Origin of the sequence: Neorhizobium sp. IRS_2294, assembly GCF_050500145.1 — a bacterium.
Classification (GTDB): Bacteria; Pseudomonadota; Alphaproteobacteria; order Rhizobiales; family Rhizobiaceae; genus Neorhizobium; species Neorhizobium soli.
On sequence record NZ_CP191439.1, the window covers coordinates 929,879 to 949,284 of the forward strand.

The 19,406-nt window shown below is 61.7% G+C and carries 18 protein-coding genes; 13 read left to right on the top strand and 5 right to left on the bottom strand.

All coding sequences use genetic code 11. The features are described 5' to 3' along the window. Window positions 1-269 precede the first annotated feature (269 nt). The 3 genes from ACQY1K_RS04345 (at window position 270) to ACQY1K_RS04355 (ending at window position 3,910) form a co-directional block, all read left to right on the top strand. Window positions 270-2,078: a GGDEF domain-containing protein gene (locus tag ACQY1K_RS04345; RefSeq protein WP_430258397.1), complete on the top strand. Its 1,809-nt coding sequence runs from the start codon at window positions 270-272 to the stop codon at window positions 2,076-2,078. 100 nt (window positions 2,079-2,178) lie between these two features. Then, window positions 2,179-3,180: an NAD(P)H-quinone oxidoreductase gene (locus ACQY1K_RS04350; RefSeq protein ID WP_430258398.1), complete on the top strand. Its 1,002-nt coding sequence runs from the start codon at window positions 2,179-2,181 to the stop codon at window positions 3,178-3,180. 583 nt (window positions 3,181-3,763) lie between these two features. Then, window positions 3,764-3,910, top strand: a complete 147-nt coding sequence (locus ACQY1K_RS04355) for a DUF1127 domain-containing protein (RefSeq protein WP_082471856.1) — start codon at window positions 3,764-3,766, stop codon at window positions 3,908-3,910. Between the two features lie 104 nt (window positions 3,911-4,014). Here the strand turns inward: ACQY1K_RS04355 and ACQY1K_RS04360 are convergent, their stop codons facing one another. Further along, on the bottom strand, window positions 4,015-4,752 hold the full coding sequence (locus tag ACQY1K_RS04360) for a DUF3750 domain-containing protein (RefSeq protein ID WP_192086878.1): 738 nt from the start codon (window positions 4,750-4,752) through the stop codon (window positions 4,015-4,017). 101 nt (window positions 4,753-4,853) lie between these two features. Here ACQY1K_RS04360 and ACQY1K_RS04365 point away from each other — a divergent pair, with 101 nt between their 5' ends. Further along, entirely contained in the window at window positions 4,854-5,861 is a 1,008-nt protein-coding gene (locus ACQY1K_RS04365; protein ID WP_192086877.1) for an asparaginase, read from the top strand. Window positions 5,862-5,884: 23 nt separating this feature from the next. Next, window positions 5,885-6,520 carry a glutathione S-transferase family protein gene (locus tag ACQY1K_RS04370; protein ID WP_430258399.1) on the top strand — a complete coding sequence of 212 codons (636 nt, stop codon included), beginning with the start codon at window positions 5,885-5,887 and terminating at the stop codon, window positions 6,518-6,520. Between the two features lie 286 nt (window positions 6,521-6,806). Here ACQY1K_RS04370 and ACQY1K_RS04375 read toward each other — a convergent pair whose 3' ends face one another. Next, entirely contained in the window at window positions 6,807-7,454 is a 648-nt protein-coding gene (locus tag ACQY1K_RS04375) for a glutathione S-transferase family protein (RefSeq protein WP_113112185.1), read from the bottom strand. A gap of 146 nt (window positions 7,455-7,600) precedes the next feature. Here ACQY1K_RS04375 and ACQY1K_RS04380 point away from each other — a divergent pair, with 146 nt between their 5' ends. Next, the gene (locus ACQY1K_RS04380; protein WP_062453529.1) at window positions 7,601-7,882 is read left to right on the top strand and encodes a ribbon-helix-helix domain-containing protein; all 282 of its coding nucleotides are present in this window, start codon (window positions 7,601-7,603) and stop codon (window positions 7,880-7,882) included. Then, the gene (locus ACQY1K_RS04385; protein ID WP_062453528.1) at window positions 7,879-8,193 is read left to right on the top strand and encodes a type II toxin-antitoxin system RelE/ParE family toxin; all 315 of its coding nucleotides are present in this window, start codon (window positions 7,879-7,881) and stop codon (window positions 8,191-8,193) included. The genes ACQY1K_RS04380 and ACQY1K_RS04385 overlap by 4 nt, the downstream gene beginning before the upstream one ends. Here the strand turns inward: ACQY1K_RS04385 and ACQY1K_RS04390 are convergent. Beyond that, a complete protein-coding gene (locus ACQY1K_RS04390; protein ID WP_430258400.1) occupies window positions 8,190-9,569 on the bottom strand; it encodes a TIGR03808 family TAT-translocated repetitive protein in 1,380 nt (459 codons plus the stop codon). The two genes, ACQY1K_RS04385 and ACQY1K_RS04390, sit on opposite strands and share 4 nt — an antisense overlap. 83 nt (window positions 9,570-9,652) lie before the next feature. Continuing rightward, on the bottom strand, window positions 9,653-10,183 hold the full coding sequence (locus tag ACQY1K_RS04395; protein ID WP_430258401.1) for a MarR family winged helix-turn-helix transcriptional regulator: 531 nt from the start codon (window positions 10,181-10,183) through the stop codon (window positions 9,653-9,655). 123 nt (window positions 10,184-10,306) lie between these two features. On the opposite strand from ACQY1K_RS04395, the gene ACQY1K_RS04400 reads away from it, so the two are divergent. The 6 genes from ACQY1K_RS04400 to ACQY1K_RS04425 all read left to right on the top strand — a co-directional run bounded on the left by ACQY1K_RS04400 (window position 10,307) and on the right by ACQY1K_RS04425 (window position 17,947). Continuing rightward, window positions 10,307-11,845 carry an MDR family MFS transporter gene (locus tag ACQY1K_RS04400; RefSeq protein WP_430258402.1) on the top strand — a complete coding sequence of 513 codons (1,539 nt, stop codon included), beginning with the start codon at window positions 10,307-10,309 and terminating at the stop codon, window positions 11,843-11,845. 40 nt (window positions 11,846-11,885) lie between these two features. Then, window positions 11,886-12,896: a ligase-associated DNA damage response exonuclease gene (locus tag ACQY1K_RS04405; protein WP_062579571.1), complete on the top strand. Its 1,011-nt coding sequence runs from the start codon at window positions 11,886-11,888 to the stop codon at window positions 12,894-12,896. Between the two features lie 490 nt (window positions 12,897-13,386). Then, window positions 13,387-15,024, top strand: a complete 1,638-nt coding sequence (locus tag ACQY1K_RS04410) for a cisplatin damage response ATP-dependent DNA ligase (RefSeq protein WP_430258403.1) — start codon at window positions 13,387-13,389, stop codon at window positions 15,022-15,024. Between the two features lie 87 nt (window positions 15,025-15,111). Next, the gene (locus tag ACQY1K_RS04415) at window positions 15,112-16,020 is read left to right on the top strand and encodes an alpha/beta hydrolase family protein (protein WP_430258404.1); all 909 of its coding nucleotides are present in this window, start codon (window positions 15,112-15,114) and stop codon (window positions 16,018-16,020) included. Between the two features lie 91 nt (window positions 16,021-16,111). Continuing rightward, window positions 16,112-16,936, top strand: coding sequence for a L,D-transpeptidase (locus ACQY1K_RS04420; RefSeq protein WP_092661599.1), 825 nt, complete (start codon window positions 16,112-16,114; stop codon window positions 16,934-16,936). 285 nt (window positions 16,937-17,221) lie between these two features. Continuing rightward, complete coding sequence (locus ACQY1K_RS04425; RefSeq protein ID WP_092661600.1) at window positions 17,222-17,947, top strand: L,D-transpeptidase; 726 nt, start codon at window positions 17,222-17,224, stop codon at window positions 17,945-17,947. Between the two features lie 91 nt (window positions 17,948-18,038). On the opposite strand, the gene ACQY1K_RS04430 is transcribed toward ACQY1K_RS04425, so the two are convergent. Continuing rightward, on the bottom strand, window positions 18,039-19,256 hold the full coding sequence (locus ACQY1K_RS04430) for an MFS transporter (RefSeq protein ID WP_430258405.1): 1,218 nt from the start codon (window positions 19,254-19,256) through the stop codon (window positions 18,039-18,041). Window positions 19,257-19,406: the final 150 nt, after the last annotated feature.

The window sequence follows — 19,406 nt, forward strand, 5'->3', positions numbered from 1 at the left end:
GCTGTCTCAAAAGCGATAGGGCGGAAACGTGAGGAGGAATTCCGCTCCAGGCATCATCCGGCCCGTGGCGCACGCGCCCGATCGCACCTGCCTAAGCCATGCGGCGTAAAATTTCCAACCAATTGTATTAGAAAGATAAATGAACGTCGTGAAAGTTTCATCGAACTGTCATCTGCCGGAAAGGGATTTTTGACCAAAGCAGGCAAAGGTGGCGCCCGTGAATAAGGCGCCGGGCCGGTCGGGCCCACGCAGTAAATGAGGTGAATTGCATGTCGTCTGCGACCGTTCTGGAACCGGGCGTTTTCCGTCGCTATGCCAGCGATCAGCTTTTGCCTCTGGCAAAGCTTGTCATTGAGAACGCCTTCCAGCCGATCGTGGAGGTCGCCACCGGGTCCGTGTTCGGCTATGAATCGCTGCTGCGCGGGCATGACCGTCTCGGCTTTGCCTCGCCGCTCGAACTGATCGACCAGGCCCATGACGGCGGCCAGCTTCTGGCGCTCGAACAGATGGTCGCCCACCGGGCCCTTGCCAAATTCGCTGGCCTTCCGGATTTCTCCAGCCAGACGCTGTTTCTCAATCTCGATGTCCGGATGATCCGCGACGGCCAGCTTTTCCTCGAAAAGATCGTCCAGCATCTGCGCCAGGCAGGCGTCGCGCCGTCCTCGGTCTGCTTCGAGCTGTCCGAGCGGTTCGACAACACCTCGGTGCCGGAATTTGCCGAGTTGATGAGCGAGATGCGCAAGGCAGGCTTCAAGCTGGCGATTGACGATTTCGGCGTCGGCCATGGCGAGATGAAGCTGCTCTGCGACTACCCGGTCGACTACCTGAAGATCGACCGGCACTTCATTTCGGATATCGATGTCAATCCGCGCAAACGGCATCTCGTCAAGAACATCGTCAACATTGCCCATGTGCTCGGCATCCGCGTGATTGCCGAAGGCATCGAGACCGAGGCCGAATTTCTGGCCTGCCGTGAATACGGCGTCGATCTGGTACAGGGCTATTTCATAGCAAGACCCACCAGCTTCGTCACGGAGTTGCAGCCGGCCTATCCGCATCTGGCCGCAATCGGTCTGTCGCGCCGATCCAGCCAGTCGCTCGACGAAATCCTCATCCGCAAGCAGATCGAAAAGCTGCCGACGGTGTTCGAGAACGAAAGCATCGACAGTGTCTTTGAACTGTTTCGCCGCAATCCGCGCCAGGCATTCTTTCCGGTGCTGAACGCCAATGGCGAACCGCGCGGCGTCATCAACGAATATCACCTCAAGGAATTTATCTATCAGCCCTTCGGCCGCGATCTCCTAAAGAACAAGGTCTATGAGCGCACCATCGCCCATTTCGTCGAGCGCGCGCCGATCATCGGTCTGGATGCCGAGGCGGAAGAGCTGATGAGCCTGTTTGCCAACATGGAAAACAGCGCCTGCGTCATCCTTACCGAAAACATGCGTTATGCCGGCGTCGTCTCGGCGGCATCGCTGATCAAGGTGGTCAACGAAAAGCAGCTCAAGATCGCCCAGGACCAGAACCCGCTGACGGGTCTTCCCGGCAACCGGGCCATCCGCGACTTCATGTACCAGGCCGGCCGCGATGACGACGAGCAGCGCTTCTTCTGCTATTGCGACTTCGACCATTTCAAGCCGTTCAACGATCATTACGGCTTCCAGATGGGCGACCACGCAATCTCGCTGTTTGCGGCGCTGATGAAGCGCTACTTCTTCTCCGACGAGCATTTCCTCGGCCATGTCGGCGGCGACGATTTCTTTATCGGCATCCGCGACTGGAGCCGCGACGAATTGGAGGAAATCCTCGAGCGACTTCTATCGGATTTCCACGATGACGCCGTCGCGCTCTATTCGGAAGAGGAGCGGGCGGCAGGCCGGATCCGTGGCCATGACCGCACCGGCGTGGAGCGCGATTTCCCTTTGCTGCGCTGCTCGATCGGCGTTGTCCATCTGCCGCAGGGCCTGATCCTCGACGATATCGCCCGCATCGGAACGGAGATCGCAACGGTCAAGGTTGCCGCCAAGGAGAGCGACCGTGGCCTTGTTTTCGCAAGCTACGGTGATGCGGCAGAGTAGCGCCACACCGGCTCAACCGGATGCATGCATCCAACCTCCGCCTTTCCAAGCAGGGGGCACTGTCCTAAGTCAATCGTCAGATACTGACAGGAGTAGACCCATGTCCATGCCGTCCCAGATGCGTTTCGTCGACCTGCCGTCCTTCGGCGCCCCCGATGTAATGACCCATGCCACCGGCCCGTGCCCGTCGGCCCGATCAGGCGAATTCCTGATCAAGGTAGAAGCCGCCGGCGTCAACCGGCCCGACGTCGCCCAGCGCCAGGGGAACTACCCGGCGCCGAAGGATGCAAGCCCGATCCTTGGCCTCGAAGTCGCCGGTGAAGTGGTGGCGCTCGGCGAGGGCGTCACCGAATTTGCAATCGGCGACAAGGTCTGCGGCCTGTCGAATGGCGGCGGCTATGCGGAATACTGCGTCGTGCCGGCAGGCCAGGCGCTGCCATGGCCGAAAGGCTATGATGCGGTGAAAGCCGCAGCTGTGCCGGAAACTTTCTTCACTGTTTGGGCCAACCTGTTCCAGATGGCAGGCCTGACCGAAGGCGAGAGCGTGCTGATCCATGGCGGCTCGAGCGGCATCGGCACGACCGCGATCCAGCTCGCCAAGGCATTCGGCGCGACGGCCTATGCGACCGCCGGCTCGAAGGACAAATGCGACGCCTGCGAAAAGCTCGGTGCGACCAAGGCGATCAATTACAAGACCGAGGACTTTGCCGAGGTGATCAAGGCCGAGACCGACGGCAAGGGCGTCGATGTGGTGCTCGACATGATCGGCGCTTCCTATTTCGAAAAGAACCTGTCGGTCCTTGCCAAGGACGGCTGCCTGTCGATCATCGCCTTCCTCGGCGGCAACATGGCGGAAAAGGTCAATCTCTCACCGATCATGGTCAAGCGCCTGACGGTGACAGGATCGACCATGCGGCCCCGCACCGCCGACGAAAAGCGGGCGATCCGCGACGAACTGTTGAGCGAGGTCTGGCCGCTTCTCGAAGCCGGCAAGGTCTCACCCGTCATCCATTCCGTGGTGCCGTTTGACGACGTGGTCGAGGCGCACCGGCTGATGGAAACCAGCAGCCATATCGGCAAGATCGTGATGAAGCTGGGGTGATGAAACCTGGGGGCAGAGGTGGCCTTGGGCATCGCCCGGAAGGCACCTCGCCGCCGGCTGCGCGAATAGTGGTCGAACCGCCGCCGATCCGCAACTCAATAATATCTTCGATTGTTTACATAACTTGCCTTGCAAGCGCCGCAGATCGCACCTACCTTCTGATCATCATCAACGTAATGAAAGGAAGGTGGTCCAATGTCTAATGAGATTTCGGTCTGTGTAGCGGGCAATGGAAAGTTGTTGGTCTTGACGGGGCAGCCCTCGGCCTGAATGACATCTTCCTTCGGACTGCATGATTGCAGCCCGGGTTCGTTCAACCGGACCAAACTCATGGAAGGGCCGCTCAAGCGGCCCTTTTCCATGTCTGCCGGTCGCAAATTTCGATGGTCTTCCATCCTGCCTGGCAATGATGACCAATTCCCTGACATCGACCCTGGAAAGACATGCATGGCACGCATGGGTGGCCTGACGCTTCAGTGCTTCTGCTTCATCCTTGGGCAGCGTATAAAGATGTCATCGAAGCAAGAGAAAGCGCCAGCATCTGGCAGCTGAAGCTTCGAAAGCCTCAGGAAAGGGGATCATCATGAACGTAGCACGCACCATCAACAACTGGCGCAAGTATCGTCAGACGGTCACCGAACTGGACCGTATGACCTCGCGCGAACTCCACGACCTCGGTATCGACCGTAGCGATATCCGTCGCGTCGCACGCACTGCCGTCGGCTTCTGATCGGTTTCTGATCGTATAATCCGAATGTTTGCAAACGCTCGCAAGTCTGCGGGCGTTTTGCGTTTCATGCATGGCTCCCATGCATCGCGGCACTGCTCTCTCGGCTAGATGCCGATCCGTCCGAGCGCCGGCACCTTGATGCCCGGCCGGGCGAGATCGAGGCCCGCGACGAGACCGAGGAAATGGACCTCGATGCCGCTCCGCACCCCCACCGAAAAGCCTAACAGTCCACGCAGCGTCACATGCAGGTCGCGGCTGTCCTCGTCCAGATGCACGAATTCCCCATCCGGCAGATAGTCGCGGCCCACCGCATGCGGCGGAAGCACCGCGCCGATCTCAGGCACGGTGCGCAGCACATAGGCCACGAACGTATTGGAATTCGGCCCCGGCCAGATCGTGTAGCCGCCGGGCTCGGCGTAAGGGTAGGCGGCAATCGCGCCTTCGATCTTGGGGATCAGCAGCTCCGCCTTCGATCCGGTGATCGATGTCACCAGCTGCGGCGGGTTCGAATACCAGAAGGCGTCCGGATCGCGGTGGTTGCGGCGGATCGGGTTGCCCCAGCCCACCTTGTCATAGCGGGTATAGGTGGCCGCACCCTTTGCCTTGGTCACGATCCAGGCATGGCTTGCCACCGAACCTTTCAATCCGCCCGTCATCGCCGAGAAAATATAGATCGCCGCATCGTTGCTTTCGTTCGCCTTGGGAAGGATGCCGGCCGACGACCAGCGCGCGGCACTCCAGCCGGACGGGTGTTCGCGCATCGCCCAAAGGCTGGCGGAAGCGAAGGTGGGAAGAAGGTAGACGACGAAGATAAGGAGCAGCAGTCGCTTTACCGATTTCATAAACATTCCCGTGCAACAAATCGCCGAAACGGCTATCAACGCCGCCGAAATGGCGTTTAAGCCGAATGAGCAATAGAAGCCGGCAAATTCAGGACTGACCGATGCAAAATCCCGTGACCGTTGAAGTGACCCGCGGCTCTCTCGTCGAAAGCCGCCATCGCGGCCTCGGCGTCGTCGTGGATGGCGAAGGCAAGACGCTGTTTTCCTTCGGTGATGCGGAAGCCGGCGTGTTTCCGCGGTCCTCCTGCAAGGCCATGCAGGCGCTGCCGCTGATCGAAAGCGGTGCAGCCGATGCCTATGGGTTCGGCAACAAGGAACTGGCATTTTCCTGCGCCTCCCATTCCGGCGAGGACGCGCATGTGGCCATGGCCGCCTCGATGCTCGCCAAGGCCGGCAAGAGTGTCGACGACATGGAATGCGGCGCCCACTGGGCATCCGAACAGGCCTCGCTCATCCACCAGGCCCGCACCATCGAATATCCGACGGCGCTGCATAACAACTGCTCCGGAAAACATTCCGGCTTCGTCTGCACCTGCGTCCATTCCGGCACGCAGCTGAAGGGCTATGTCGATTACGATCATCCGCTGCAGAAGGAAATCCGCGACGTGATGGGCAGCCTCACGGGCGCTGTTCTGGCCGAAGACAATTGCGGCATCGACGGCTGCTCGATCCCGACCTACGCCGTTCCGCTCAAGGGCCTTGCCCACGGCTTTGCGAAAATGCTGACCGGCACCGGCCTGTCCAACGAACGGGCGAAAGCATCGCGCCGGCTGATGGATGCCTGCATGGCCGAACCCTTCTACGTCGCCGGCACTGGCCGCGCCTGCACCAAGCTGATGGAACTGGCGCCGGGCAAGATCTTTGCCAAGACCGGTGCCGAAGGCGTTTTCGTCGCGGCACTTCCCGATCAGGGCATTGCCATGGCGGTCAAATGCGAGGACGGTACGACCCGCGCCGCCGAAGCGATGATCTTCGCACTCATCGCCCGCTATTTCGAAAAGGGCGGCGAGACGCAGGAAAAGCTGATGGCAATGGCCAACCGCACGATGAAGAACTGGAACGGCCTCACCGTCGGCGAAGTGCGGGTCACCGACGCGCTGTTTGCCTGATACCGACGAAGGGATACGGATCGATGCTGACGCTCTACATCACGCCCGGCACCTGCTCACGCGCCAGCCATATCGCGCTGGCCGAGTCGGGCCTCGATTATCAGGTCTCGCTCATCCGCTTTGCCGAGGGCGAGCAGCGATCGCCAGCCTATCTGAAGGTCAACCCGAAGGGCCGGGTGCCGGCATTGGTGACGGACAAGGGCGTGCTGACCGAAACCGTCGCACTGCTTCCCTACATTGCCCAGCTCGTGCCGGAAAAGAACCTCGCACCGCTCGACGATCCCTTCCTGTTTGCAAAAATGCAGGCCTTCAACGCCTATCTCTCCTCCACCGTCCACATCAACCACGCCCATGGCCGCCGCGGCGCGCGCTGGGCGGATAATTCCGCCTCGCATGCGGACATGATCGCCAAGGTGCCGCAAACCATGCGCGACAGCTTCGCTCTGATCGAGGATGGTCTTGTCGAAGACCAATTCGTGCTCGGCGAAACGTTTTCGGTGGCCGACGCCTATCTCTTCGTCATGACCGGCTGGCTGGAAAGCGACCATGTGGACATGGCCGAATTCCCGAAGGTCGCCGCACACTACCGGCGCATCGAAATGCGTCCGGCGGTGCAACAGGTGCTGGCGGAAGAAGCGGCAGCAAAGCCCGCCGCCTGATCGTCAGGCCGCAGACTGCTGGCAAACTCTGAAGAAGCTCATTTGGCGAGAGCGATACCCAGTCTCCCTCATCCTCGCCCTTGTGGCGAGGATCCAGCGACCCGACGTCTGCCGGGTCAGAGACTCCTTCAGCTCAAGGACTTGAGCTGACTGGATCCTCGCCACGAGGGCGAGGATTTAGGGGAGTTTGAGGCAACCGGCTCAATGTCTTGAGTGACCTCAAAGATTTGTTCGGCAATACCTCTGTTGGCAATCTGAAGCAGCAGCGAAACCCGCCAATTGATCGTCAGGCCGGCTCGGCGTTGCGCTTTGCCCACATCGCCTGATAGGCGGGCCGGGCGACGCAGCCGTCATACCAGGCTTTCAGCGCCGGGCGGCCGTCGAACAGGGCGGCATGGCTGCGCGCGTAACGCACGATTTCCGTCACGTTGATATCGGCCACCGTAAACCGCTTGCCCACCATGAAACCGTCTTCGGAAAGATGCTTTTCAAGCACGTCGAACGGCCGCGAAAGCGTGCGTGCAGCTGCCTCGATCGCCGCCTTGCCTTCGTCGGTGGACGCACTGGACGACTGGATCGTCAGGGCAGGGGTCTCGACGCTGGTTGCCGCAAACAGCGACCACTGCACCATCTGCGCTTCTTCCTCGATCGTCTTCGGAGCAATCTCGCCGCCATGCTTGCGGGCAAGGTAGAGCGTGATGGCGAGCGACTCGTGCAGCACGAACCCGTCATCGTCCATCGACGGGATCGAGCCCATCGGATTGACGCTCAAAAACTCCGGCGACCGCGTATTGACAGGCGCGCCATCAACCGAAGCGTCATCCAGCCGATAGGCCTGGATGACAGGAATATGCTCGAACGGCAATCCCAGTTCCTCGATCAACCAGAGCGGCCGCGTCGCGCGTGAACGATAGACGCCATAGATTTTCAGCATGCGTATCTCCCATTGTGTGTCGCGGGCGACGCTAGAGTGCTTCGGCCCCGAACGGAAGATGCAGCCCCCTCAAATCGACCGGTTGGACGTCCGCTTCAGTTTTCGGTATAGTCATCAGCATTCTGATCTTTCCAAGGGCCAACCCCATGCGCGCCACCCGTTCGCTCAGCATCACCCTGCCGGTCGAGATCGCCGACATGGTCGAAGCCAAGGTCGCCTCCGGCGAATACGCCTCGGAAAGCGACGTGATCGCCGAGGGCCTGCGCCCGATGGCAGCACACGATGCGGCGATCGAGAAGTGGCTGAGGGACGAGGTGGTGCCGACGCTTCAGGCCATCGACGCGGGAACCATTAAAACCCGTCCGCTGGAGGAGACACGCAAGCGTTTGCACGCCAGGATCGACCGGATGGTTGGCGACGGAAAATGAACTACACGGTTCGCTTTTCTGACGCGGCCGAAGACGATGTGATCGAACTTTTGACCTATCTCTTGCCACGTGCCGGAGAACGGGTTGCCCGGCGCTATGTCGACCAAATCGTCGACCACTGCCACTCGTTCGAGCTCTTTCCGGAACGGGGATCTCGCCTGGAAAGCAAACTCGGCGTGCGCCTTGTCGGCTACCGCAAGAAGGCGACGATCGCTTTCATGATCAAGGGCGACACCGTCATCATCCTGCGCATCTTCCACCACGGCCGCAACATAGACTTCGACCCCGAAGCTCCCGACCCCGAAACCTAACCCACCCGGTTCCCCATAACCGTCAAATGCGGAAACGCCGCCGCCGCATCGCCCGACCCGCCCAACTCTTCCGTCGCCGCCTGCGTCCAGCGATAGCCGATCACGCCGCCATCGTTCACGTCCTGGAAGACGTTGCCGGTGATCACAGTCGAACCGGCGCCCTCGGCTACACTGACGGCGCAACCCACGTTGGCGCCGCGCACGATATTGTTGGCGGCGACGACGTTGCGCAGGTAGGGGCCGAAGCCGAGGGCCAGGCCCCAGAGGGCGGCGTTTTCCACCACGTTGCCTGTGATCGCCGTGTCGGCCTCGGCGCTGATGCCGACGCCGAAGATTGCGCCGTCGAGTTTGTAGGGGCCGGTTGCCGAAAGGTTGCGGACGATATTACCTGAAATGGTCGAAAGCCTGCCGCCTTCGTTGAAATTGACAACGGAAATTCCGTTTGCCGCGCCATCCACCGTATTCCCGGAGATGACCGCACCCTCGAACGAGAATTCCGCATAGATCGCCGTCTCGCCGGAGCGGAAACACTGGTTGCCGGAAATCTGCGCGTTGGAGGAGCTGTTGGCGCGGATCGCCGAAAAGGCGGCGTCGGTGATGTGGTTGCCGCTCACCATCACGTTGGCGGCGCGAAACAGGTTGATCGCGTTGCCATATTGCCCGGTGCCACCATTTCTGGCACCGATCCGGAAGATGCGGTTAGCCGTGACGATGCTGCCATCGACGCCCTTTTCCCAGCGATGGATGAGAATGCCGCCATTGCCGCAATCGAACACGCTGTTGCCGGTCACCGAAAGACCGGTGCTTTCGACCGCATAGACCGCGTAATCCGCAGCACCGGATATCTTGGAGCGCTCGATGCGCCCGCCGCATCGCTCCAGCTGGATCGCGGATTTGCGCGCGCCGAGGATTTCGCAATTGTCGATGGAGATATCGGGAATGCCGGAGAAATGGATAAGGGCAGGGGTCTGATCATCCAGCCAGCGATTGCCGCCATCGATCACCAGATTGGAAAGCTCTATCCGCCGTGCCGTGGTTGCACTGATAAACGATCCGTCGCCGGAATAGACGAGCCTGGAAGCGCCTGAAACGCCGACCAGCCTTGTGTTGTCGGGAAGGTCGAGGCCCGAGACCCGGTAGTCGCCGGGCGGCAGATAGACCGGCTTGTTCTGCCGCGCCGCCTGTTCGATCAGCGCCAGCAGCTTGCGGGTCGAAACATCACCGCCATCAGGCGACACGCCATGGTCGCGCGCATCGATCGAGCCGCGCAGGTCAACGGTCGAAACGCTGGTAGGTGCTGCAAGCGCTGGCAGCGGCAATGCGGCAACCGCAGCGCCCGTCATGCCCCAGCCAAGCATTTTGCGTCTCGAAATCATTCAGCCCGTCTCCATCATCCCCTTGCAACACGCATTTATCGTGCCAGCGGAAGTGTGTGGTTTCGGGACGGATGCCGAAACGGTCAGGTCGGAGAGGGACGGCCTGCGCCGCCGGGATAGACCGCTTCGAAGCCGGAAATGAACTTCTCGAACAGATGCGAAAACGCCGAAAGCTCCTCCTCCGGCCAGTCGCCCAGCACGTTCACCAGCAGCGAGCGCTTCACCGCCTGTAGCTCGGCCAGCAACGCATCGCCGAGTTCGGTCCTGACCAGCAGCGAGCGCCGCCCGTCTTCCTGCGAAGCATCACGCCTGAGAACACCGCGCGACACGAGATCGGTCACCAGACGGCTGCCGCGCGAGGGGTCGATCCGCATCGTCTCGGCAATCGCGCCCACGGTGATTTCGCCCTCGATCCGGCCCATGACGTCAAGCACGTCGAGATGCGCCGTTTCCAGCCCCGGAACCGTGTTGGCAATCGCGGTGCGCGCGATCATCCGTCGCCCCATCAGATGCCGCATCCGGGTCAGGTTGTCGCTGACACGCCAAAGCCCCTCCGCAAAAGCGGCGGTTTCGGTCGAAGGCTGTGGGTCTGATTCAGAAATCGTGGTCGTCATCGCTGCAACTTATCAGCAGGTGCCGGGTTGTTTCAACGAAATTGTTGCTGGGTGCATCTGCCTGCTGTTGACAATTATATGCTGAAGTCACATAAATTCGCCGACCCCTTCAGGAAGTATGCCATGGATATGTCACGCCCGGCCCAGACCCCGCTTGTTGCCGACAAACGACAGCGTCTGTTCGTTTTCTGGTTCCTGATGGCGGCGCTGTTCATGGCGGCGCTCGACAATCACATCGTCTCCACGGCACTTCCCACCATCGTCGGCGAGTTCGGCCAGATGGAGAGTTTCGGCTGGGTGTCCTCGGCCTTTCTTCTGGCCATGAGCGCGGTCATGCCGATCTACGGCAAGCTGGGGGATCTGTTCGGCCGCAAATATGTGATGCTGTTCGCCATCGTGCTCTTCACCCTCGGCTCGGTTCTCTGCGGCTTTGCCTGGTCGATGAATTCGCTGATTGCGGCCCGCGTCTTTCAGGGTCTCGGCGGCGGCGGCATCATGGTGTCGATCTTCTCGATCAATGCCGATCTGTTCGAACCGCGCGAGCGGGCAAAATACCAGAGCTATTCCAGCCTGATGATCATGGCGGCCGGAAGCATCGGCCCAGTGCTCGGCGGCACCCTCAGCGATCTCTTCGGCTGGCGCTCGATCTTCCTGATCAACCTGCCGCTCGGCGTCATCGTCGTGACAGGCCTCGCCCTGCTGCTTCCCTATCGCCGCCCGCAACGCAAGCCGAAGATCGATTATGCCGGCGCCGTCGTGCTGGCGCTGACGATTGCGAGCCTCGTCACCTTTGCCGATAGCCATCAGCTGTTCGGCTCGCTGTTCGCGGTTCAGTCGCTGGTCCTACTCGGCTTCGGCATGGCCTGCGCCGGCCTCTGGGTGTTCGTCGAAAGCCGGGTGCCGGAACCGATCGTGCCGCTCAAACTGTTCAGGGACAGCACGTTCTCGCTGTTTCTCATCATCACGCTCTGCTCCGGCGCCGTCGGCATCGGCATGGTCAACTATTACGCGCTGTTCCTGCAGACGACGACGGGCCTGTCGCCGTCGCAGGCCGGCCTGTTCTTCATTGGCCTCACCGGCGGCATCGTCGTCGGCTCCATGTCGGCGGGAAGGCTGATTTCCATCACGGGCCGCTACAAGCCGTTCGCCGTGTTGGGCCTGGTCATGAGCATCGGCGCTCTTCTGCTTCTGTCGCAGGTGACGTCTGCTACGCCGCTCTGGCTCGTCGCCATTCTTTTGATGCTCCAGGGACTTGCCGTCGGCTTCGGCCAGCAGGCCCCGATCATCGGCGTCCAGAATTCCGCACCGCGGGAAGACATGGGTGCCGCCACCGGTGCCGTGACGCTGATGCGGATGGGCGGCGCCTCGATCGCCATCTCGCTCTACGGCGCCATCATCGGCTCGTCGGTCAAGGGCAGCGGCGTGGTTATTCCAGGCGTTGCCGATATCGGCGCACTCACCCCGAAAGTGCTCGACCAGCTGCCGCAAGCCTCGCGCGAGGCGGTGGCATCCGTCTACTTCTCTGCCTTCACGCCGCTCTTCTTCGCCGCCGCCGTGATCGCTGCCATCGGCCTGATCGCCGCTCTTTTCCTCAAGCCGAAACGCCTGCCGACAGCGCAAGTCCAAGCCGCCGCACAACAAAACAAGCTGCCCACCCCGTAAGGCTCTTCCAAGCGGGCTTTCCCCGCCTATCTCTCGTCCTATGAAACCCGAGGCACTGCTTCATCCCACACCGGCCGGCCTGTTCTGCCCCGTCGGCGGCTTCCATGTCGATCCGGTGCGACCCGTCGAGCGGGCGTTGATCACCCACGGCCATTCAGACCATGCCCGCGCCGGCCACACCCATGTGCTGGCCACCCGCCAGACGCTTGATATCATGAAGATCCGCTACGGCGACGACTTCTGCACCTCCGAACAGGAGGCTGCGTGGGGCGAGGTCATCGATGTCGGCGGCGTCAATGTCAGCTTCCATCCAGCCGGCCATGTGCTCGGCTCCGCCCAGATCGCGCTTGAGCACAAGGATCTGCGCATCGTCGTGTCAGGCGATTACAAGCGCGGTGTGGATCCGACTTGCGCACCCTTCGTGCCCGTCTCCTGCGATGTCTTCATCACCGAGGCAACCTTCGGCCTGCCGGTCTTCCACCATCCCCACCCGCGCGAGGAAATCGGCAAGCTCTTGACGTCGCTCAAGCAGTTTCCCGACCGCAGCCACATGGTCGGCGCCTACGCCCTGGGGAAGGCGCAGCGGGTGATCCGCCTGATCCGCGACAGCGGCTATGACGAACCGATCTATATCCACGGCGCGCTCGCCAAACTCTGCGACTATTACGAAAGCCAGGGCATCGCGCTCGGCGAAATCCGCCCCGCGACGATCGACAAGAGCAGCCCCGACCTGTTCAAGGGCGCCGTCGTCGTCGGCCCGCCCTCGGCCTTTCAGGATCGCTGGGCCCGCCGCTTCAACGAACCCCTGATCGCCTTTGCGTCGGGCTGGATGATGGTGCGCCAACGCGCCAAACAAAGCGGCGTCGAGCTTCCGCTGGTCATTTCCGACCACTGCGACTGGCCCGAACTCTTGGAAACCATCAACGAGGTCGCTCCCTCCGAAGTCTGGGTCACCCACGGCCGCGAAGAAGCGCTGGTACGCTGGTGCGAACTGAAGGGCATTCCAGCGCGGCCGCTGCACCTGGTCGGCTATGAGGACGAGGGGGATTGATGATGCGTGGATTGCTGCAAAAAGACCCCTCCCAACCCTCCCCACAAGGGGGAGGGCTAGAGCCCGTCGCGCCCCTGTCGCACACCAGGGGCTGTGCCGTGCCCCAGATCTTCTCCCCCCTTGCGGGGGAGATGGCCGGCAGGCCAGAGGGGAATGAATGATGCGTGGATTGTTGAAGAAAGACCCCTCCCAACCCTCCCCACAAGGGGGAGGGCTAGAGCCCGTCGCGCCGCTGTCGCACAACAGGGCCAGTTCCGTGCCGCTGGTTTTCTCCCCCCTTGCGGGGGAGATGGCCGGCAGGCCAGAGGGGGATCGATGATGACTGTGTTGTCGAGAAAAGGCCCCTCCCAACCCTCCTCACAAGGGGGAGGGCTAGAGCCCGTCGCACCGCTGTCGCACAATCTGGGTGGTGCCGTGCCGCTGGTTTTCTCCCCCTTGTGGGGGAGATGGCCGGCAGGCCAGAGGGGGTTTTTCGAAGAGTGCTGCGCCCATGAAACCCTTCGCCACACTCCTCGACCGCCTTGTCCTCACCCCGTCGCGCAATGGCAAGATCACCCTGCTGGTCGATTACTTCCGCACCACGCCTGATCCCGACCGCGGCTATGGCCTGGCGGCGCTCGCAAGCGCGCTCGATCTCAAAAGCGTCAAGCCCGCCATGCTGCGCGAGCTGGTGCTGGAGCGCATGGATGCGGTTCTGTTTCAGTATTCCTACGACTATGTCGGCGATCTCGCCGAAACCATTGCGCTCGTCTGGGATGGCCTCGAAAAGGACGACACGACCGACGCCGAACAGCCGCGTCTGTCCGAAGTCGTCGCCCGCATGAATTCGCTCGGCCGCACCGAGGTCCGCTCAGCCGTCCGCGATCTGCTCGATCATCTCGATCCCTCCGGCCGTTTCGCCTTCCTCAAACTCGTCACCGGTTCACTGCGCATCGGCGTTTCGGCGCGGCTTGCAAAGCAGGCCCTGTCGGAAATGTCGGGCAAGGATGTGACCGAGATCGAGACGCTCTGGCACGGGCTGGAGCCGCCCTATGTGTCGCTGTTTGCCTGGCTGGAAGGCCATGCCGACAAGCCGGTTCTGGCGACGCCGGCGATCTTCCATTCGGTTATGCTCGCCAATCCGGTCGAAAACGGCGATCTCGAAAAGCTCGATCCCGCCGATTATGCCGCCGAATGGAAATGGGATGGCATCCGCGTCCAGATGTCGGCCCATGGCGGCACCAAAAAGCTCTATTCCCGCTCGGGCGATGATATTACCGGCGCCTTTCCCGATATCGTCGAGCGGATCAATTTCGATGGCGTCATCGATGGTGAGCTTCTCGTCGGCGGCACTATGCGCTCCAACAATCCCACCCGCACCTTTTCCGACCTGCAGCAGCGCCTCAACCGCAAGACGGTGAACGCCAAGATGCTGGAGGATTACCCCGCCTTCGTGCGCGCCTACGATATCCTGTTCGACGGCGAGGCGGACGTGCGCGCAAAAGGCTTCCTCGAGCGCCGCGAACGCCTGTCCGAGGTGATCGGCCACGCCCCGCATGACCGGTTCGACCTGTCCGATCTCGTGCCCTTCACCACCTGGGATGAGCTCGAAGCCCTGCGCCGTGATCCGCCGGATCCCGTCATCGAAGGCGTCATGATCAAGCGTCGAGACAGCGTCTATCAGGCCGGCCGGCTGAAAGGCCCGTGGTTCAAGTGGAAACGCGACCCCTATAATGTCGATGCGGTCATGCTCTATGCCCAGCGCGGCCACGGCAAGCGCTCCAGCTATTATTCCGATTTCACCTTCGGCGTGTGGACGGATGGCCCCGATGGCGATCATCTTGTGCCCGTCGGCAAGGCCTATTTCGGCTTTACCGATGCGGAACTGGAAGTGCTCGACAAGTTCGTGCGCGACAACACGGTCGAGCGCTTCGGCCCGGTGAGGGCGGTGCGCGCCGACAAGGATTTCGGCTTCGTGCTGGAAGTCGCGTTTGAGGGCATCAACCGCTCGACGCGCCACAAGTCCGGCGTCGCCATGCGCTTTCCCCGCATTGCACGGCTGCGGATGGACAAGCTGCCGCGCGATGCCGACCGGTTGGAAACGCTGACCGCGATGATCGATGCCAAAACGGCGGACGCGAAGATGTGACCGCCGGCCCGCTTGCGTTTAGAACCGTCGGGGTTACGCTTAATCCCGATATCTGAGACTACTCATATCCTTATAGACGGTCGTTCCATGTCAATCACCCGCCGCATGCTGATGACCGGTCTGGCACTCGGTGCACTTGGTTCCCTTGCTGCACCCCAGGCCCTGGCCGCGCCCTTTCCCGTCCCCGAAACCCTGCCGCTGGAAAAGGAAGATTATGCCGAAGCCAGGCGTCGCTTCCGCACGCATCTTCTGAAGCACGGTCCGGCGCCCGAAGCCTCGCCACCGCTCGGGACCCCGCCGGGTGCGCAAAAGGTCCTCTATCGCGGCGGTCCGGATGGCTCGCTCGAACTGATCGCCTGGCTTTCCCATTACGAAGCCTCGGGCAAGTCGAGGCCGGCGGTGCTTTTCCTGCACGGCGGCAATGCCACCGGCGACGGCCACTGGGAACTGATGAAAGCTTACTGGGAAGCGGGCTTCGTGGTCCTGCATCCATCCTTTCGCGGCGAAAACGGCCAGGCCGGCAATTTCTCCGGTTTCTACGACGAAACCTCCGATGCGCTGGCAGCCGCCACCTATCTGGAAAACCTGCCCGGCATCGATCGCAGCCGGCTTTTTATCGCCGGCCACAGCAATGGCGGCACGCTGTCGCTTCTTTCAGGCATGACGCGCCGGTTCAGAGCCGCAGTGCCGATTTCCGCCGGCGTCAATTCCTGGCGCTTCTTTACCCGATACTCGAACGAAGTCCCCTTCGATGCGGCCGATCCGAAAGAGTTCGTGATGCGGTCATCCGCCTGTTTCGGGCCGAGCCTCAAATGCCCGACACTGCTTTTGCGCGGCTCGGAAGAACGCCCTTTCGATCCCGACCACCAGCTGCTGATCGATCGTGCCCGCTCTGCCGGCGTTGCGATCGACAAGAAGCTTCTGCCGGGCAATCACAGCGGCGTGGTGCCGGGAGCCGTGGTCGAAAGCATCCGCTTCTTCAATCAGTTCACGTGATCCGCCCTAGCCAAGTGCCACCGCTCCAGCCTCGCGAAAGCGCTGCCTGACAGATTGCCGCCGACGTCATCAATGCCGAAGCGGGACTGCCATGCAAAACAAAGCCTTATCGCTCAGCCGGACCTCCGGTCTTGCGGCCGTTCTTGTGGCGACAACGGCGCTCAGCGGTTGCCAGGTGCCGTTCGTCACCGATACGACCCGCATGGACCCGGCCGTGTTTGCCCGCGAAACCACGCCGGTCTTCTATCAGCCGGCCTATAACGAGCCGGTCCAGCCGCAGCCTCTTCCCCAGAAGGAGGCTATTCCGCAAAAGCGTCAGCTTTATCAGACGCAGTTCCACCAGACCTACGGCATGCCGGTCTCCAACCCCGTGCACCGGGTGATGTACGAGGTGATCCGCGACGACGGCCACACGCTGCCGGCCATTCCCTATTCGCGCATCGACAACCGTTTTCTACGCCAGGATGTGTCCTACCAGACCAACGAAGCACCCGGCACGCTGGTGGTCGATACCCGTGCCAACTTCCTCTATCTCGTGCAGCCCGGCGGCAAGGCGATCCGCTATGGCGTCGGTCTCGGCAAGGCGGGCTTTGCCTGGTCCGGCCGCGGCGTCATCCAGCGCAAGGCGAAATGGCCGCGCTGGACGCCTTCGGGCGAAATGGTCTCACGCCAGCCGGAACTGCGCCAGTTCGCAGCAGCATCCGGCGGCGCCGATCCCGGCCTGAACAACCCGCTCGGCGCCCGCGCGCTCTATATCTACAAGGACGGCAAGGACACGCTCTATCGCGTTCACGGCACGCCGGACTGGCAGTCCGTCGGCAGGGCAACCTCGTCCGGCTGCGTCCGCATGCTCAACCAAGATGTCATCGACCTGTTCGACCGCGTCCCGAACGGCACTCCGATCGTCGTACTCTGACCGTTGACGCGTGGTGAAACTGCCCACGGCAAGCTTGCATCTCGCGCGTCAATCCCCCGGGCCTTGTATCTGCCGTCACACACAGTGAAGTGATCACGCTGTTGCGCAGGGGACACAGGCTGTGTCGCATCCCTGTGATGGTGTGTGTCAACCTCGTGAATGGTCGATGAAGCTGGCCGCGTTATGTGATAGTGGAGCAAAACATCAGGCATGGAACCAATCGGTTCGATTGCCGTTAAAATTTGCTTTTGCAGTGACGCGTTCCTCTAGGGTGACTTTCCGAACATGATTTCCAACTCTTCTTTCTCCCGACGGGGCTTCCTGTCCATGCTGGGTGTCGGCGCTGCCTCGACGCTCGCGAGCTGCGCTTCCACTGCGCCGGGCCCTTCCGGCAACATCGTCACCTACCGTGACGGCGTCGCCCTCCGCAACGACGGCCTTCCGCCGGTTGGCGGCGATCCCGAAGCCGCAATGATGTACGGCGCCGTCGAAGATGGTGGCTATCTCATCCCGGCCATCCCCTATGAGCGGATCAATCCGCGCTACTATCGCCAGCGCGTTGTCGATCCGACAGGCGAACGCCCGGGCACGATCGTCGTCGACACCCCGTCGCGCTTCCTCTATCTGGTCGAGCCCGGCGGTTCGGCCATGCGCTACGGCGTCGGCATCGGTCGCGATGGCTTTGCCTGGAGCGGCGAAGGTGTCATCCAGTGGCGTCAGAAATGGCCGAAATGGACCCCGCCGGACGAAATGGTCGCGCGCCAGCCGCAACTGGTCAAGTATTCGATCGCAAACGGCGGCATGCCTCCGGGCCTCACAAACCCGCTCGGCGCCCGCGCGCTTTACATCTTCCAGAACGGCCAGGACACGCTCTACCGCCTGCACGGTTCGCCGGAATGGAACTCGATCGGCAAAGCCGTCTCCTCGGGCTGCGTCCGCCTGATGAACCAGGACATCATCGACCTCTATGAGCGCGTCCCCAACAAGGCCCGCGTCGTCGTCTGGCAGTAAGCATCTTCTTGATCTACGACGAAAAGGCTGCGGGAGACCGCAGCCTTTTTTGCATCCGGTGACCATCCCAATACCGCCAGTGCAACGCCTTTTACTGCAGCCGCAGTCTCAACCGGGCGTAAACAAGCAGAGCGAAATAGCCTGCGGCAGCCAGAATGAACGGCCCACGCAGCGCCATCTCCCGTCCGGCCTCGTTCTCGATCAGTGACACCAGAACCCCTGCCGCGATGGCTCCGAGTGGCATCGATCCCCAGCCGAAGAACCGGTAGATGCTGTTGACGCGGCCGAGCAGTTCGGCCGGGATGCGGCGTTGGCGCCAGGACACGGTGATGACGTTCCAGACCATCGATGTCGCCATGAACATCGCCATGGCCGCACCAACGACCAAGGCCGAGGAACTGACGGCGATGGCTGCGTAGGATGTCCCCCAGATTAAAAACGAGAGGGAGAGCGCCGCCTGGGCGCCGATCCGTTTGGTGATGAATGGTGCTCCGAGACTGCCCGCCACAGCCCCGATTGCAGCGACGGACAGCAGAAATCCGTGCTCGGCCGCAGACAGCCCCAAGATCTCCTGCGAAAACAGAATGATGACGGTCGTCGCCATCGAGAACAGGAAGTTCACCATCCCCAGTGTGACGGCCAGCCGGAACAGAAGACGATCGTTTCGCATCCAGCTGATACCCTCCACCAATGATGGCCAGAAGCGCGCGGGCGTCTTCAGTTGAGGCGGCAGCGTGATCAGCCAGACCATGCCCGCCGCAAGCACCAGTGCCGCCGCATCGACACCGAATGGCACCGTGATCCCCAATCCGATCAATACGCCTGCAAGCGGCGGCCCGATGAACTGACCCATCAATTGTTCGGCGCTCCACATCTGGCCATTGGCAACCTCCAGATCATCAGGGGCGACGATCGCCGGCAGAATTGTCTGCGCTGCATTGTCTCGCAGGACCTCGGCACAGCCCAGCAGAAATGCGAGACCGGTCAGCAGCCAGACCGCCCCGGATCCCGGCTCGCTCAGAGCAAGCATCATGATTGCAGTGACCGTTCCCGCACGGATCAGGTCTGCGCGGGCAATCAACTTGCGGCGGTCCGTCCGGTCGACGACGACGCCGGAGGGCAGGGCGAAAAACAGCCAGGGCATGCTTCCCGCCGCCGCAACCGCCGCAATCGCTAGAGGATCGCGCGACATCAAAGTGGCAAGCCAGGGCAGCGCCAGGACAATCATCCCGTCGCCAAGGTTGGTCAGCGTTCCCGCCGTCAGAAGCAAGCGATAGTTTCGATTTCGAACCAATAGCGGTGCAGTCATGGCGCCCTGATCCCCTCAGTCACGGTTTTTCCAGCAGCGTAGAGACTCGTTGCCAACCGTCAACGACAACCGTTGTTTGCCCGCGGCTTTCCCTCGGCAATGACGCCGTCGGCGCGCTTCACTGCCCCGTTCCACGCTCATTATCTCCCA